This is a genomic window from Limnospira sp. PMC 289.06, from assembly GCF_032350395.1.
Classification (GTDB): Bacteria; Cyanobacteriota; Cyanobacteriia; order Cyanobacteriales; family Microcoleaceae; genus Limnospira; species Limnospira platensis.
In genome coordinates, this window is record NZ_JARPLC010000428.1 from 1 (window position 1) to 629 (window position 629).

Sequence of the window (629 nt, forward strand, 5' to 3'; positions counted from 1 at the left end):
AAAAACAGGACGATAAATTTAGTTATTGCAGTGCAGTTAAGCCCGGTGAAACGGGAACCTTTCTAATTGTTGATTATGCACAAATACGGATAAAGCCACCTCACCTATGGATATTCGGGAAAGGTATTTCTGGGGATTTTCAGAATTTCAATGATAGGGATTGGAGTTATTCCCAAGGTGATAAAGAACTAATGGCTGTACGGTTTTGTATTGAAAAATACGAGACTGAATATAACGGCAAAAAACGGGAATATAACCCTACGATGCCAGAGTTGGCGTTACTGAAGCTAATCCAAAGCGATACAGGATTAACTGACGGGTCTATGATGTTCACTGCCACTATCAACCTAGGACAATCATCGGTAAGGCCAGCTAACAAAATACTAGAGACCGATAGCATTGCTGACCTGGAAATAGAATGTACCAACATATTCTATATTGAATGTATTAATCCATTCAATCAATCTGTCGCTACTTACTCAATCGGAGATATTGACGCTTTCATTGAATCCAAAACTAAAAATAAAGCAGGATTTAATGGAAAGGCAAAATACAAAACCTTCGAGGAAAGGTTAACAGAAGGGGCTAAGGTTTTGGATTGTGACCCTAGCTTTGAGAGCCTTTATAAC

Annotated in this window: 1 protein-coding gene; it reads left to right on the top strand. The window is 38.6% G+C overall.

What is annotated here, in order from left to right:
• On the top strand, positions 1–629 hold a 629-nt coding region (locus tag P5674_RS25590), incomplete at both ends, for a hypothetical protein (RefSeq protein WP_315670463.1).